The organism is Nitrospira sp. BLG_1 (assembly GCF_047338595.1).
Classification (GTDB): Bacteria; Nitrospirota; Nitrospiria; order Nitrospirales; family Nitrospiraceae; genus Nitrospira_D.
In genome coordinates this window covers 114,718-129,522 of sequence record NZ_JBLFBO010000007.1, presented here as the reverse complement: position 1 = coordinate 129,522, position 14,805 = coordinate 114,718, and the positions used below count along the sequence as shown (strand labels likewise).

At 50.3% G+C, this 14,805-nt stretch carries 15 protein-coding genes; 2 read left to right on the top strand and 13 right to left on the bottom strand.

All coding sequences use genetic code 11. The features are described 5' to 3' along the window. Positions 1-54: 54 nt before the first annotated feature. The 9 genes from ACMTNU_RS09295 to rfbF form a co-directional block, all read right to left on the bottom strand. Complete coding sequence (locus ACMTNU_RS09295) at positions 55-825, bottom strand: SDR family oxidoreductase (RefSeq protein WP_413934962.1); 771 nt, start codon at positions 823-825, stop codon at positions 55-57. Positions 826-1,103: 278 nt separating this feature from the next. Then, complete coding sequence (locus ACMTNU_RS09290; protein ID WP_413934961.1) at positions 1,104-2,351, bottom strand: outer membrane beta-barrel protein; 1,248 nt, start codon at positions 2,349-2,351, stop codon at positions 1,104-1,106. Between the two features lie 179 nt (positions 2,352-2,530). Continuing rightward, a complete protein-coding gene (locus tag ACMTNU_RS09285; RefSeq protein ID WP_413934960.1) occupies positions 2,531-3,181 on the bottom strand; it encodes a polysaccharide biosynthesis/export family protein in 651 nt (216 codons plus the stop codon). A 24-nt stretch (positions 3,182-3,205) separates the two neighbouring features. Continuing rightward, the gene (locus tag ACMTNU_RS09280; protein WP_413934959.1) at positions 3,206-3,928 is read right to left on the bottom strand and encodes a polysaccharide biosynthesis/export family protein; all 723 of its coding nucleotides are present in this window, start codon (positions 3,926-3,928) and stop codon (positions 3,206-3,208) included. Positions 3,929-4,286: 358 nt separating this feature from the next. Beyond that, entirely contained in the window at positions 4,287-5,579 is a 1,293-nt protein-coding gene (locus tag ACMTNU_RS09275; protein WP_413934958.1) for a DUF4910 domain-containing protein, read from the bottom strand. A 1-nt stretch (position 5,580) separates the two neighbouring features. Beyond that, complete coding sequence (gene rfbC, locus ACMTNU_RS09270) at positions 5,581-6,123, bottom strand: dTDP-4-dehydrorhamnose 3,5-epimerase (RefSeq protein WP_413934957.1); 543 nt, start codon at positions 6,121-6,123, stop codon at positions 5,581-5,583. Beyond that, positions 6,120-7,355, bottom strand: a complete 1,236-nt coding sequence (locus ACMTNU_RS09265; protein ID WP_413934956.1) for a methyltransferase domain-containing protein — start codon at positions 7,353-7,355, stop codon at positions 6,120-6,122. The genes rfbC and ACMTNU_RS09265 overlap by 4 nt, the downstream gene beginning before the upstream one ends. Before the next feature lie 46 nt (positions 7,356-7,401). Then, complete coding sequence (locus ACMTNU_RS09260) at positions 7,402-8,460, bottom strand: NAD-dependent epimerase/dehydratase family protein (protein WP_413934955.1); 1,059 nt, start codon at positions 8,458-8,460, stop codon at positions 7,402-7,404. 120 nt (positions 8,461-8,580) lie between these two features. Beyond that, the gene (rfbF, locus tag ACMTNU_RS09255) at positions 8,581-9,354 is read right to left on the bottom strand and encodes a glucose-1-phosphate cytidylyltransferase (protein ID WP_413934954.1); all 774 of its coding nucleotides are present in this window, start codon (positions 9,352-9,354) and stop codon (positions 8,581-8,583) included. A 959-nt stretch (positions 9,355-10,313) separates the two neighbouring features. Between rfbF and ACMTNU_RS09250 the strand changes: the two genes are divergently transcribed. Together ACMTNU_RS09250 and ACMTNU_RS09245 are read left to right on the top strand one after the other, a co-directional pair. Continuing rightward, complete coding sequence (locus ACMTNU_RS09250; protein WP_413934953.1) at positions 10,314-10,922, top strand: response regulator transcription factor; 609 nt, start codon at positions 10,314-10,316, stop codon at positions 10,920-10,922. 510 nt (positions 10,923-11,432) lie between these two features. After that, a complete protein-coding gene (locus ACMTNU_RS09245) occupies positions 11,433-11,621 on the top strand; it encodes a hypothetical protein (protein WP_413934952.1) in 189 nt (62 codons plus the stop codon). On the opposite strand, the gene glgA is transcribed toward ACMTNU_RS09245, so the two are convergent. The 4 genes from glgA to recO are packed head-to-tail and all read right to left on the bottom strand — an operon-like array spanning position 11,608 to position 14,782. Continuing rightward, positions 11,608-13,134, bottom strand: coding sequence for a glycogen synthase GlgA (gene glgA, locus ACMTNU_RS09240; RefSeq protein WP_413934951.1), 1,527 nt, complete (start codon positions 13,132-13,134; stop codon positions 11,608-11,610). The genes ACMTNU_RS09245 and glgA overlap by 14 nt on opposite strands. A 20-nt stretch (positions 13,135-13,154) precedes the next feature. Next, the gene (locus ACMTNU_RS09235) at positions 13,155-13,628 is read right to left on the bottom strand and encodes a hypothetical protein (RefSeq protein ID WP_413934950.1); all 474 of its coding nucleotides are present in this window, start codon (positions 13,626-13,628) and stop codon (positions 13,155-13,157) included. Between the two features lie 14 nt (positions 13,629-13,642). After that, positions 13,643-13,999 carry a gamma-butyrobetaine hydroxylase-like domain-containing protein gene (locus ACMTNU_RS09230; protein ID WP_413934949.1) on the bottom strand — a complete coding sequence of 119 codons (357 nt, stop codon included), beginning with the start codon at positions 13,997-13,999 and terminating at the stop codon, positions 13,643-13,645. Between the two features lie 24 nt (positions 14,000-14,023). Further along, positions 14,024-14,782, bottom strand: a complete 759-nt coding sequence (recO, locus tag ACMTNU_RS09225; RefSeq protein WP_413934948.1) for a DNA repair protein RecO — start codon at positions 14,780-14,782, stop codon at positions 14,024-14,026. Between the last annotated feature and the right edge of the window lie 23 nt (positions 14,783-14,805).

Sequence of the window (14,805 nt, the reverse complement as noted above, 5' to 3'; positions counted from 1 at the left end):
GGTCGATCTCCCTCAGCGCCCTATCTAGCCCAGGTCACTCTTGACGCGTGATGATCAGATGTCGTCAGATTTATGCAACGGCCTTATATGGAAGTCGGTCACCTCGATACTTTTGGGTAAAGCAAGCACATTGACCACCGCTTCAGACACATCTTGCGGCTGCATTAGCTGCTCAGGCTGATACACTCTCCCTTCCCTCTCATAAATAGCTGCCTGCATCGGTGTAGCTGTCCTGCCCAGATAGATACTTACAACCCTGATCCCATCGGCATTGACCTCTTCACGCAAACTATCTGCCACCGCTCTCAGTGCATGCTTGGTTGCGGCATATTGGCTGACCATTGCCTTTGCCTTCACACCAACGCTTGAGTTAATAAACACAACCTGTCCGGCCCGAGACCGTATCATGGGAAGCATCGTCTGCGTCAGGAGGTAAGGGGCGCGGACATTCACCTGATACTGCTCATCGAAATACCGAATTGACACGTCCTTAACTCTCCCCATGTAGAAAAGGCCAGCGCTATGAACCAGTATGTCGACAGATCCAAAATCCTTTTGAATCTGTTCCCGGAGTTGATGTATCTGCTCATCTGTTTTTAGATCTACTTGGTAAGTCTTGACTTGAGACGAGAATCCGCCTCTCTTCTTTTTAATATTTTCAGCTACCTCCTGAAGGATGTCATTGTTCCGACCGACTAAACAAAGAGAAGCACCCTCTTCGGAAAGACGTAACGCGATCGCCTTTCCAATTCCACTGCTCGCCCCCGTCACAACGGCGATATGATTTTCGAGGGGAGTCATCGGACTCTGATCAGACTTATTCACGAATGGACAAGTCTCCATCCGCCACACGTTCCAAACCACTTGGAACCGTCATTGCTTACAAAGAGTTGCTTCGATGCCCCAGGGAGGCGCGCAATGAACTACTGCAACATCCTCATAACATGTGTGACCGATCGCGAAATCCTTCTTCAATTAAGGTGAGTGGAACCCCTCTGTTGATGCGCAGACCAAACGACAGCGTCATGTACAATCTAAAGTCCGACCCATAGCTAATCGATTCCGCATGAACCAACCATATGCCTCCGGGGTTGCCCCCGCACCTAATCGAATTCGAACGATTCTCCTAGCGATTCAAACAACACCGACAGCATAACTCCTACTTGATGACGTGATACCTGGTAGTCAAGCGATGTTGTATCTGAGTTAATGTGTTGGTAGCTATAAAAGACCTCTCCTCGGATGTTCCTCGTCAACTTATACTCAAGCCTTGATGTTCCAACGAAAAACTGATATTGAGAACCTGAATTTGGGAAAAATTGACTAAGGGTATACTGAGCACTCCCTACAACACTGAGTCGCTCGTAAACTCTATGGCTGATCGTCGCCTTTGCAATATGGGCGATCCGCGCTCCGCCCTGTAAAAAGAATGACGGTCTTGCTTCCCGTGAAAGCATCAGACCGAGGACAGTATCCCGTTCCGGTTTAGTTGTGACCCGGATGGAACCAGACGGCAGCGACCGCCCAGCCGGTTCGACAAACGTGACACCTCCGCGGGCTGTGAACGTCCACTCCGGAAACACCTTCGTATAGTCACCTTCAAGAGTGATGATATTGGTACTAAATGTCCTGCCGCCTTCGGCCCTTTCCTGGGTAAAAAACGTCTGTTTATACAAGGCAGCGACACTGTCATTTTTTGTCAGATTATATCGAGGCCCTCCCTGCCATGTGTGAGTCATCGAGTTGAAGAAGGTTGCCCCGGCTACATCCCCGCCTTCTGTCCGACTGGTCAGTCTCCGAAGACCAAATATATACCCACCTTCTAAAGAAATATCTCTGGATAGCGGATAGCTCCCATGGAAGGCCGTGGTGTTCAGAAGCCTGCTCCGCCGAAACGTTAGGAGGCCACTCTCGAAGTCTTCACTCCCAGTCCCTCTGCTAATCGATTGCTCTGGTGAATAAAACAAGTTCTGGTCGATGCTCAATTTCGCCCCTCTGACATACTGATCAACCCATCGATCCAAGCCAATCGTGCCAGTGAGTGCTGCGGCATAAAAGTCCAAGCCAGTATTGTACACAAACTTATTATAGTCTCCCCCCACCTTCAGGTCCGCTTCAATGTCACGTCCCTCATGCCGCAGGGCGAGGCCGCCTCTCACAGTCGTGACAAAATCATAGAGTTGTGGGGCGTTCCCCTGTGCGTCCCTTAGTAGCTCCTTTGGCCTACGCCAGACATTGCTGTCGTATCGTTCCCTCACAGAGCCCCAGGGAGCGATCTGAGTCTCCGCATACACCGACACCGCAGGCAACTCCCCCCAGATAAGCACAGCCGCAACTACGAATCGAAGCAATCTTCTGAATCCAACACCTCTATCACACCACACTTGTTGACTTATCACCAGAATTCCTTTCAGGAACGGCCGGTAACGTTCCACGATCATAAACGAAGTGCTCTGACCACGTTACCGCCGAGAGAGATCGCGGGGAAAAGCAACTCAACCGAGTACAACACCATCCAATATCTCGATCATCACGGTACAACGACCGTATCACCGGAGACCAACACAATATTCCCTGGTTCACCACGACCACTCACAAGATCATCATACTTCAGAGGGATGTGGATCTCCTGGCGTTTGTGCCCAGGGCTTTCAATCACACGCACCACCTGCAACCTATTCTTACTCGCGTAGTTTGTAAAGCCCCCCGCCATGGAGATCGCTTGCAGCACTGTGACATAGGACTTGAGTTGGTACTTCCCTGGCTTAGCGACTTCACCCAAGACGAACACGGAATAACTGTTAAGCTCTTTGACATTCACCGACACGGAAGGGTTCTGAATATAGCCTTTCAATCGTTCCGTGATCTGGGCTGCAAGGGCCTCGGCCGTGAGTCCTGCAGCCTGCACATCTCCGATGATAGGCATTGACACATAGCCATCCGGCCGGATCAAGGTGACGCGTGACAGATCGGGATTCTTCCACACATTGATCTCGATCTGGTCTTCGGAACCCAACAGGAATTCCGTCGGCACATCGGATGCCTTATATTCCCTTGATGTAACCGGCCCCAGACAACCAACTTGGGCGACCATCGCGCACACCATAATCCCGATCGACAACACTCTTGGCACAAGAAGATACGGTCCGGATGTCCTTGCCCCTCGCGCGTAGAAGTCCACTGCCGCCATCCTTTCTGTTAGTCCCTAGCGACCAGGGAACACGACCATCGACTCACTGGGAACAACAAGAGTATCGCCGGGTTTCAGCTCAAAGTTGTCGCTGATCCCGCTTCGAAGCACAATGTCATCATAGCTAGCGGTGAATCGCTTCATGCCAGGAGCTGTTTCAGTAAACCGGAAAATAACGATCTGATTTCTTGCCGCAGTTTCCTTAAACCCACCTGCCATCGTAATGCCCTGCAAGAGCGTCGTCCGGCTCTTGAGCGGATACTTGCCAGGATGGGCAATTTCACCAAGAAGAAAAATGTTGGAGCTATTGACTTCCTTTAAGGTCACAGCAACGACAGGATTTTGAACATACTCCTTGAGTTTGTTGGTCATTTCCTCAGCCAGCTTGGTAGGTGTTTTCCCTACAGCCACGACATCGCGAATGATCGGCATTGAAATCCGCCCATCCGGACGCACTTGCACCTGCCGTGACAAATCAACATTGCGCCATACAGTGATATCCAACACATCTTCAGCGCCGATCACATATTCCGTACCGACCGCGTTGGATAGTTTATCCGTCAATACCTGACTGCTCATTTTGTCGCCCTGCCCTGTGCCTGCAGGCAACAGTGGAACATCTGTCGGCATTTTCCCGCCATCAGACTTGACCGCACCCGATTCAGAGAATACACGACCCGGGGCTACTACCAATAGTATAGCTGTCAGTATAATGGTGTACCAAAAGTCATATTTCATAACCTTGGTTCCTTTGCAAATAAAGCCTTCATTCGATTCATGACGCTAAACGCTACCCCGCTCACCTACCTGAATCAATCCAGGTCGGCCTCTCTCTCCGCTGACGCTTCTTTCACAGGCCATTGCACTAACATCCGTATACTCCTAATTAATGATAGCATCCCGCAAGATATTCCTCCACCGAATGCCTAGACGACATATAGTACCTGCGAGAGGAAACAACCTCTCACGCGCCTACGAAAATGCTCCTACGTCAGCGATCAGGCCTCTTCTCAACCGCATAAACAAGCTTTTCTCCAGACCGTTTCATCATCGTAACGCGCAACGATCTCATACGGTGTTCATGGTTGCTTCTCCCTTAGGCATTTCCCGGCCTCCGATACTCATTCAAGAGTCCAGCCTCTATCAACGCTTCGGCCGCAGATTGAATCTGGCCGAATGGAAGATTGGCACGATCCGCAATATCAAGCAACGCGTGCCGGCCATCGGACATATTCAACACCCAGAGAAGCGCGAGCTCCCTGAGCTGGTTTTCTTGTTGCCCTGCGACGGCACGATACAGTCCCCGTCGTCCCAATTGCGGTTCACATCTTGGGTTCTGACTCACGTACACCCGATTCCCTTCCAGCAACTCGAATATCTGCAGACAATCCGCATAAGATCGAGCAAGAGACTCCGATCTGATCAGGTCAAAATTGTCCGCAGATGAGTGATACTCCGGGTACTGACCGTGCGGTGTTCGCATGAAACACCCAACAGGCAAGTTAAAACCGGGAGAGCAGTACTGCCGCTCATCATAGCCATATGGGAAAAAATCGATAATAGAATGTGCCTCTCCCGAATGTCTCAATACATGCGTCGTCGCCCGGTCTATCTCCGCATTGCCCTGACGACTCTTCTTATAGGTGACATTCCCTGCATCACCCACCCCAGTTATAACAAGCCCATGCCGAATGCAAGGCACTATCTGTTCATTCCGAGCTAGCCAAGTAATGGATCCAATGGTGCCAGGAATAAAAAGAAAACGGTATGAATATCGCCTTGAACGAGCTGCCATGGTCTCGGCTAGCTTCACGGCAACAGTGATACCAGAGAGGTTATCATTGCACAGAGACGGATGACAGACATGGCATGAGATGAGAACTTCGTCAGACGTTTCACCGGGCAGATACAACTCGCCATACGTCAGTGAGCCCGCCTGAAGGGTCGAGTCAATGACGACATCGTACTCCTCATCAGAAAGTTCTTCAAAATCAACGTGCCGCATACAAAACCCCCAATTCTCTTTGTAATAGGAGGTTCGATATGGAATCCATTCGGGGTGAGCCGGCAGGCTGAACAGATGCGGACGTAATTCTTCGAGGCCCATTTTTTTTCGAACCGGCACGCTGTAACTCATCAGATGCAAATTATGCGATTGAAAATCGATGACTCGCTTCCCCGCCCGATTCATCACATAGGCATCGGCTACGTTCCACTCTAGAGGGACCGTCCAATCGAATACTTTCGTTCCGCTGGGAACTTCTTGAATTTCAAGCGGGACACGTTTTTGGATGATTCTAAGGGTCTCACGAACTCCTTCACCAGTAATACTTCGGCAAATTGGGTAAAGCTCTTTTATTAAATTGAGCAAAGAACAATCGGTTTTCACGTCACCTTTCCCAATTCAAGTTGAACTGTGGCCACAGCTGATCCTTCTCCGATACAATTACAACGGGCTCCGGCCACTCGATGCGCAACAGAGGGTCATCCCATCGAATACCGCGCGCGCGCGTAGGCGCATAGAACTCCGACATGTGATAGGAAATCTCGGAGTTATCTTGCAGCGTGAGAAATCCATGAGCAAACTGCTTTGGAATATACAGAGACCGGTGATTATCCGCCGTCAACATCAGGCTAACATGCTGCCCATAGGTCGGCGATGTTGGGCGCAAGTCCACAATGACATCATAGATCGCACCGGCAGTACAGCGGACCAACTTCACTTCCTGATTTGGCGCAGCCTGGTAGTGCATCCCCCGCAAAGTCCCCTTGCGACGGTTTACAGAGATGCTCGATTGGACCCATCTGGGGGACAATCCGTGCAGCTCAAACTCTTTTTCGCACCAGACCCTCGCAAACATTCCTCGTTCATCAGATGTGGGCTCAGGATCGATTACAAACGCACCCTTGAGGGTGGTTTCGGTAAAAATCATGGGTACACTCGCACCTCAGGGATTGGAACGACGAATTTCCCTCCCCACTCACGAATGTAGCTCATCTGTTGCATGACCTCCTCCCGAATATTCCAGGGCAAGATCAGGAGATAGTCCGGCTGTGTAGCACGCACCCGTTCAGGCTCATAGATCGGAATATGCACGCCGGGAAGAAAATGGCCTTGCTTATGCGGACTCCGATCAACTGTGTAGTCGACAAGGTCAGTGCGAATGCCGCAATAATTCAGAAGCGTATTGCCCTTTGCCGGAGCTCCGTAGCCCACGACACGCTTTCCCTCCTGCTTGGCTGCAATAAGAAAAGCCAGCAGTTTTCGCTTTGTAGCCTCAACTCGCGGACCAAACGAAAGATAGTGACTGAGGTGACCAAATCCGATCGCTTCCTCCCGCGACTTCAGCTCCTTTGCCCTCGGCTCAACCGGTTTGGATGTATCGCTTTCATGACAAGCATAAATTCGCAGTGACCCCCCGTGCGTTGACAGCTCTTCCACATCGAACAGTTTCATTTCATGGCGAGCAAATACCCGCTCAACCGCAATAAAAGAAAAGTAAGAGAAATGCTCATGATAGATCGTATCAAACTGATTCTGCTCCACGAGTTGAAGAAGGTGAGGGAATTCCATGGTAATAAGACCCGTCGGCTTCAATAGTACTTTAAGTCCTCTCACAAAATCGTTCAAATCTGGAACATGAGCCAGCACGTTGTTTCCAACAATCAAATCAGCGCCCCATCCGTCGTCAGTCAGACCACGCGCCGTCTTCTCACCAAAGAACGCCACCTTGGTATTGATCCCTTTTCCCATCGCAACCTCGGCTACATTCGCCGCAGGTTCTACCCCAAGCACAGGGATGCCACGCGCAACAAAATTCTTCAGAAGATATCCATCATTACTGGCGATCTCCACAACTCTCGAGTGTTGATTAAATCGGAAGCGATCGACAATCATATCCACATAGGCCCGAGCATGAGCGAGCCATGAATCGGAAAACGAAGAAAAGTATGCATAGTCAGAAAAAATGTCCTGCGGAGTCGAAAACTGTTCCAACTGAACCAGCAAGCACTTCTCACAGACATACACATGTAAAGGATAGAAAGGCTCCATCCTATTGGTTTGCTCCGGCTTAATGTAAGAATTCGCCAATGGGGACATGCCCAGATCAATGAATGTGCGTTCAAGACCTGCTCCGCATGAGCGACACGTCGATAGCTTCATGCCGAGATCTCCTTCCTTAACTTAAAGATAACGCCATGCTGACGTCTCACCGACCTACCAGTTCTTTCCATGCAAGCTGATCCGTCAAATGCCCACCTTCTCTGAGTCGCTTTAAAGTGATCAAGCGTATCAACTCGCCCTTCCGAAACTCAGGGTCGTGAAAGCCCATCGACATGAGTCCGTCTCGCAGATCCTTCACGGCACCCTGAAGATCGACAACCGGAAGAAATCCCTGTGCCAGCTTAGAGAATTTGTCGAAATTAACACGGTATGATCGTTTATCAGGCTGCGCGTCTCTATTGATTGAAACTTCCACACCAGGGACAAGTTGAGTAACCGCCATGGCTAAATCCTTCACCTGATAATTCCATGTATCGCTCCCCACATTGATCGTCAAAAACGCACCGCCATCACGACGGTCTCTCTGCACCCCCCAATCAATGGCTCTTGCCATATCCCTCACGTGAATTAATGGCCGCCATGGCGTCCCATCACTCAGAATATTGATACGCTTCGACACAAGCGCACCAGCCACAAAATCATTCAACACAAGATCCAACCGTAACCGATCACTCATCCCGCATGCTGTTGCAAACCGCAGGCAGGTTACCGTAAACGATTCGGAAGCAAGCGACGCCAAATCTCGTTCAGTACTAACCTTTGACTTTGCGTACGCTGTGAGGGGGTTGAGCTCATCTTCCTCCCGACGAGGCCCTCCTTCCGCAAAGCCATAGACACTGCAGCTCGATGCGAACACAAATGCCTTCACACCGGCTCGTTTTGCCTTGACGGCCAGATCAATACTCGCTCGATAATTGATATCAAGGGTAATGTCTTCAAAAATGGCCCCCATTGGATCATTTGATATCGCACAGAGATGCACAATCGCATCAACCCCCTGAAGAATCTTTTCAGGCACCTGCCGGATATCCCCGAAATACTGGACATCTGCCCTGCTTTCAGGGAACCGCGATGGACCAGTTAAACAATGGGCAAAGTACCCGATATCGTATCCGGTCAACGTCGCCTCAGGATACGATTCACGCAGTCGGCGTAATACCAAAGGGCCAACATATCCCATATTCCCTGTGATCAAGATTCGCATATTCATTTCCTTGGTCTAAACATTACCCAAATGTGGCAATCCGATGCTGATTGATGTCGCAGTTTAAAGTAGAAAAACACGGTTGGAAACTTATGAGTCTCATCTACCTAGCAGCTCACCTTACCATACCTTCCAGGGAGCCTTCGATGATTGCCATAGCTCCTCCAAATAATTCTTCTCTTTCAGCGTATCCATACAGGACCAGAAACGATCATGCCGATAGCCCATCAATTGACTATCTCTCGTGAGCTGCAGGATCGGATCCCTCTCCCACACAGTCTCATCGCCGTTAATGTAATCGATGGCCTTGGGCTCAAGGACATAGAAACCACCGTTGATCCAGCCTTCCTCGCCATGAGGTTTTTCCTTGAAGTCAACGATGTGATCGTGATCGAACACGAGCCGTCCGAATCTTGAAGGAGGCAGGACTGATGTCACCGTGGCTAACTTTCCATGAGACTTATGGAACTTAATCGTGGCTTGAATATCGACATCTGAGACCCCATCTCCATACGTAAACAGAAACGTTTCATTTTCGCCTATCCATTTTTTCAGTTGTTTGAGCCGCCCACCCGTCTGCGTATGCAGACCGGTGTCAACAAGGTGAACCTTCCAATCCTCATGCTGTTTACCGTCATGAATCGTCGTTTCCCCACTTCCAAGGTCGACGGAAATATCTTTATTGAAGGCATAGAAGTTCAGGAAGTATTCCTTGATCATTTCCCCTTTATAACCGAGTGCGATGATGAACTCCTTAATACCGTGAGCAGCATAAATCTTCATGATATGCCACAAGATAGGCTTCCCACCGATTTCAACCATTGGCTTCGGTCGTAAAATGGTCTCCTCAGAAAGCCGCGTCCCCATTCCTCCAGCAAGAATGACTACCTTCACGTCTAGTTCCTCCTGTTCTCAACACGACCCATGATGTGCCTACCTCTCACGTTCATTCCATTCTGACTTGATCCAGTAGTGTCCCAAAGTTTGTATCATCAATGGACGAAGTACTCTACGGGGCTTGCTGTTTACAAATTCATAACCTGGTGCAAACTTCGATCGAGTACCGAATGCCTCCCCAATCGAATCAATCACTTGCAAGATGCAAAGCAGTACGTTCTTCAACGATGGAACACTACTGATTTATCAACATCATCCCGCTTCCAGCCCCTGATATAGCAGACCACTCTTGAAGGCATATCGAGCCCTCTCTGAACTGACGAGTCTAGCCTCCCCCCCTGACAACGCGTACATCGAGACCTTCTCAAAGTAAACAATCACCTGTCGGAATATATGGTACCAGACTTAATGCCCTTTGTTACTGATGCCTATGCAGCCTACCATTCAATACTTACCATGTAATCACAAAAAGAACACCCATTTCATACAGGTACAACTAGATCCACGAGTGAGATCGCACAGCGAAGCAAGTTATTACTCATTCCAACACCTCATGCAAACACAAGAATTAACCAGCACTTAGATGCAAATCAAACGTCGAGCGTACCGCCCCTGCACCGCACCAGGTTTCCGGGACAGACTTACAACGTGTGATTCTACATTGGCTCCGTGGCCTATGCCCTCGCTGGACGCGCAAGGATGATCCTACCTGGCCAGGGCCTATGCCCACTCGATCGTCAAAATCGTTCGGTCATTCATTTCAAACTGAGCTGGGAGGACATTGTGCGCTGATATCCAAGTCAACAATATCAATTCCGCAGACTGCTTTCTCAAAGGTATATGTTGACTACCTCGAAAGCGTTAGGTACTATTCCGGTACAATCACAACTGGAGCCAGGCATACAGGCAAAGTAGTTCTATTTTCATCCCAAGCATACAGCCATCACGAAGCTTTTATGACCGAATCACCAAAAGGGATCGAACAGACTGATGTGCTTGCCGATCAGCGAGCAGGCTCTGGAATTGTTGTACTATCGACAGCCATGCAACTACTCCACATGAATCGACAGGCGACCGAGCTCGCCAAAAAGATCACCGCGGTTGAACATGGAGGCGCTGCGACTGTTTCGGCTCGCGGAATACTCCCGACGGCCCTAACGGAGCTTTGCACAGAAATCATCAAAGCCCTCCATATACGGACAGAAGCGAAGGATTGGGAACAGTTTGAACTCAAGCGCGTAACAGGCGATCCCAATCAACCCATCCTACTACGAGGCTTTGGTTTGCCAGATCGAGGCGGGATTCAACACGCCCGACTTGTGGTAACCATGGAAGAGCTAGGGCGAAAACAGAACCTGAATGCAGAACATGCGCGAGAACGTTTCCAACTCACCAACCGGGAGCAATCCGTGGTGGAACACCTCGCAAAAGGCTGGACAAATAAAGAGATTGCTAACGCTCTACAGATTACCGAACAAACCGTCAAAGAGCATATTAAGCACATCATGCGCAAGACTAATTCCACCACCAGGACCGGCATCCTTGTCCAAATATTTAACGCTTAACCAGCTCCTCACATAAAGCTCCCCCCATTCTCCTACCGCTGTTACACAAACAACACAGTGCGTCGAAATTACAACGGTCTAATCAGAGTCACTGATATATTTTCTTTTGTTTTTCAACATACTTTAAAATAACAACTACCGGTCCATCATTTGCATTAAAACTGATCAAATCCTATCGGAGGTGATGGTTCAATGCGATCTGGCTCTAACAGGACTCTGGCAGTTGTGGTGTTCGGATTGTTTGGCGTAGCTTCCCTCTTCTCTGGATGTACAACTACGCCTTCCTCCCACACTAGCGAGGTGAGAGACAGTGGTTTCGCCTCATTATGGAACGCGTACGGCGATTGCAAATCGACATCAGATTTGTCTAAAGCGACAGCAAACTTGGACCAACTCCGAGCAGCGAGTCTTCTTGGTCATGAGAAAAGTGGGTTCATTTTGCCACTACCAAACCGAATTGCTCATCTAGTTTCAACCCCGACCAACCGGGTGGCAGTGGACGTTAAAGCGATGACTTCAGCCTGTGCCCTCCATACTGGCGAGCTTGCGTTTAACCAGGGATACCTTGAAGTTGCACGGGATCTTTTTGTTTCGATCATCAGACTTCATGAAGGGCAACACTCCTACTACGCTGTGAAGGCAAAAACCTTGCTGGCAAAGATTGAACAAGGGCTCACCATCTCATTCAATACACGTTAGCCGATTCGCTTCGCCTCCCATCCCGCAACTGACGATATAAATCGGCGTAGACCCTTGCTGATTGATCCCACGAGAGGTCTGCTTTCATTCCCGCAGTCACCACTGATCGCCACACCTCTTGCTCCTCATACGCATGAAGCGCGAGCAGAATTGCGGAGAGCAAGGCGTCGGGAGAGGGATCAATAAAATGAAACCCTGTTGCGATTTTGGATTTGATTGTTGACGGACGAAATGGAACAACTGTATCAGCCAGTCCCCCTGTACGCCGCACGATCGGGACCGTCCCATATCGCAGGCTATAGAGCTGGCTTAGTCCACAGGGCTCGTAACGAGATGGCATGATCAGCATGTCTGAACCCGCCTCGATACGATGGGCTAGCCCCTCGTCAAAACCAAGATGGAGACCGATTCTGCGAGCATACTTCTCCTTCGCTGCAATGAACCCTTGCTCCAAGTGAGTGTCGCCAGTACCCAATACAACCAACTGGAGATCGAGCGCCATCAGCTCCGGAAGAATCTCAAGCAACAGATCAAATCCCTTCTGGAACGTCAACCGACCAATGACAGCCAACAGCGGCACATCAAGAATCGGCAATCCTAGCTCTTGCTGTAACGCTCGCTTGCACGTCCGTTTTCCCGATAGGTCATTGGCGTGGTACTTCGCCTGTAGATAGGCATCGTGCGCAGGATCCCACACAGCCTCATCAATTCCGTTGGTAACACCGGTTACACCATCCCTACGGCTTGCCAACACACCTTCAAGACCACACCCATATTCTGCCGTTAAGATCTCCCTTGCATAGGTGGGACTTACAGTGGAAACAGCGTCGGAGAAGATGATGCCCCCCTTCAAACAATTGACTGCTCCATAGAACTCAAGGCCACTCAGTGAGAACAACGATGAAGGAAGGCCGGTTTTCATGAACTCCTGACCTGAGAAGATCCCCTGATAGCCGAGATTATGGACAGTCAACAACGTCTTGATCGACTGAAGACTGTTGTGTTCATGTGCTAGAGCCTTGAGATAGACAGCGCACAGTGCGGTCTGCCAATCATGAAGGTGCAGGATATCAATCTTTTCCCGCTGTACGTCCACTAAGATATGCATCGCTTGAATGACTGCACGACAGAACAAGGTGAATCGGTCAAGATTATCCGGATAGTCATGATGATCTTGCTGATAGAGTCCCGGACGGTTGAAGTACGGGTCATGGCACACGAACAACACTCTCACGTGATGTAATGCGCCGGTCACCGTCAGATATTCCTCCTCGATAGAAACATCCATCGGCCTCTCCCCCACAGGCACCGAGAATTGCATGGCGATCCGACGAGCCTTCTGAGCTAATTCAGTCCGATAACCCGGCAATAATACGGTGACCTGATACCCTGACTTTGCGAGGGCCATGGACAACGCGCCCACCACATCGGCAAGTCCGCCCGTTTTGGCATAAGGAACCGCCTCTGAGGAGGCCATCACGATGTGCAAGCTATCTAATGTTTTCAACGCCATATGGGATAATCAGGGACAACCTATGGGCGGGAAGATTCATCAATCCCGGTCTTGAATCGAGCCTCATAGGCCCAACCTTTTGTCAATGTCCGTAACTCATCGGGTTGGAGCTTTTCTCTGTAAACAAGGCGCTCATCAAAAAAGACCAGCAACCAGCCTCGATCGGGGTAGGCAAAGTAGACACTTTCACCTGCATGAACCCCACCGCTCCATCCTTTCGGCACCTCACCCATAGCTACTCGGGATCGAGGAATCATACTCAAATCTGGCATCACAAAAAAGTAGGCGAACTCGCTATGGTAGAAAGGAGGTCCCCCCCATACATTTACAACGGCCCTGCTGGTGATTTGATCTAGTACAAGATTTTCTCCTTGAACCAGCTGCTCTTGCTGTTCCAGTGTCGGCATACTTTTGCACCCGAGCAAGAGCACAAATCCTACGACCGTGAACACGCTCAGTATGGTTTTCTTCGGAGCGCTAATGCTATGCACCATGTCACCATCTCCCCTCACAGAAGCCGCCTGGACTTGACTTCGATCGGCTTAACCGGTTGACAGGCATCACACTGACACAATGCCCTGAGCAAGGTGTAGGAATATATTCCCGTATCATGGCCATCGCTCCACTTGAACTGAAGCGCATAGCGCCCAACCGGCTGAATATCCTGCAGCATGATCAACAACGGGATATCGTCAGCCTGAAGACGGCGCTCCCCCGTCCATTCATCGACACAAGCCGCGCAGGGACAATGCTGCCGAAGAGAACGGACCGGATAGACCGCCTGATGGCCGTCACTCCATTGAATTCCCAATACACCCTTCTCAAGCCACTCCATATCCCGAGGCTCTACTGTAGCGGTTGTCATACCCACTCCTCCCTCTGAACGCGCTTAGGCCGACACGGCAACCGAGAGAAAGTTCGCTGATGGGAGCCGTTTACCAGCCACAACCGTCACATACCCTTCGATCGCCGCCTCCACTTCGCCTCGCACCTGTCCACTGGCTCGCAACCGTGTGACAACGGCAGGATCAAGACGAATCGCCTGTTGGAGAAATGAAAGGCTGCCGCGCGAGAGCGCGATACAACGAACTCGCTGGTGCGCTGCGCATGATAAACACACAAGCCCCCCTGCAAGCGGAGAAAACTGAGGTTCACCTGCAAAATGTGCTTTCCCACATGCGGCACAATGGTCGGTCTGTGGGCGAAATCCTGTGACACCCAGCAACCTAATTTGGAAAAGGAGAGCCGTAAAAGCTGGGTCTTCACTCTCGTGAAGCGAGGCAAGCCCCTGCTCGAGCGTATCAAACAAGAGCGAATCCGGATCGCCATCCGGAGTGATCGCGGCCACCACGTTGACCATCCGTGCCGCCGAATCTATCAGACTGAGAGATTCCCGCAACTTCTGGGAAGACCTGACAAGATCAACTTGCGAAACCCGCAAGAGTGAATCACCGGCCTTTTCAAAAAGGTTCAACCGGCACAGACTGAACGGCTCGAGTGCAGCACCAAAACGGCTTTTGGGTCGACGCGCACCACGAGCCACACCTCCGATCTTGCCCTTCTCCTTCGAGTAAAATGTGACGATTCGATCGGCATCTCCCCACTTACGACTCCGTAAAACGATCGCCGTCGCCTTTATGAGCGGCACATATCCCTTTCACCCCTGACACA

Bases quoted from the DNA above. Each gene is read 5' to 3' on its own strand.
- ACMTNU_RS09280 (WP_413934959.1), bottom strand. From the start codon at position 3,928: ATGAAATATGACTTTTGGTACACCATTATACTGACAGCTATACTATTG.
- rfbC (WP_413934957.1), bottom strand. From the start codon at position 6,123: ATGATTTTTACCGAAACCACCCTCAAGGGTGCGTTTGTAATCGATCCT.
- ACMTNU_RS09265 (WP_413934956.1), bottom strand. From the start codon at position 7,355: ATGAAGCTATCGACGTGTCGCTCATGCGGAGCAGGTCTTGAACGCACA.
- ACMTNU_RS09260 (WP_413934955.1), bottom strand. From the start codon at position 8,460: ATGCGAATCTTGATCACAGGGAATATGGGATATGTTGGCCCTTTGGTA.
- ACMTNU_RS09250 (WP_413934953.1), top strand. From the start codon at position 10,314: ATGACCGAATCACCAAAAGGGATCGAACAGACTGATGTGCTTGCCGAT.
- ACMTNU_RS09245 (WP_413934952.1), top strand. From the start codon at position 11,433: ATGACTTCAGCCTGTGCCCTCCATACTGGCGAGCTTGCGTTTAACCAG.
- glgA (WP_413934951.1), bottom strand. From the start codon at position 13,134: ATGGCGTTGAAAACATTAGATAGCTTGCACATCGTGATGGCCTCCTCA.
- ACMTNU_RS09235 (WP_413934950.1), bottom strand. From the start codon at position 13,628: ATGGTGCATAGCATTAGCGCTCCGAAGAAAACCATACTGAGCGTGTTC.
- ACMTNU_RS09230 (WP_413934949.1), bottom strand. From the start codon at position 13,999: ATGACAACCGCTACAGTAGAGCCTCGGGATATGGAGTGGCTTGAGAAG.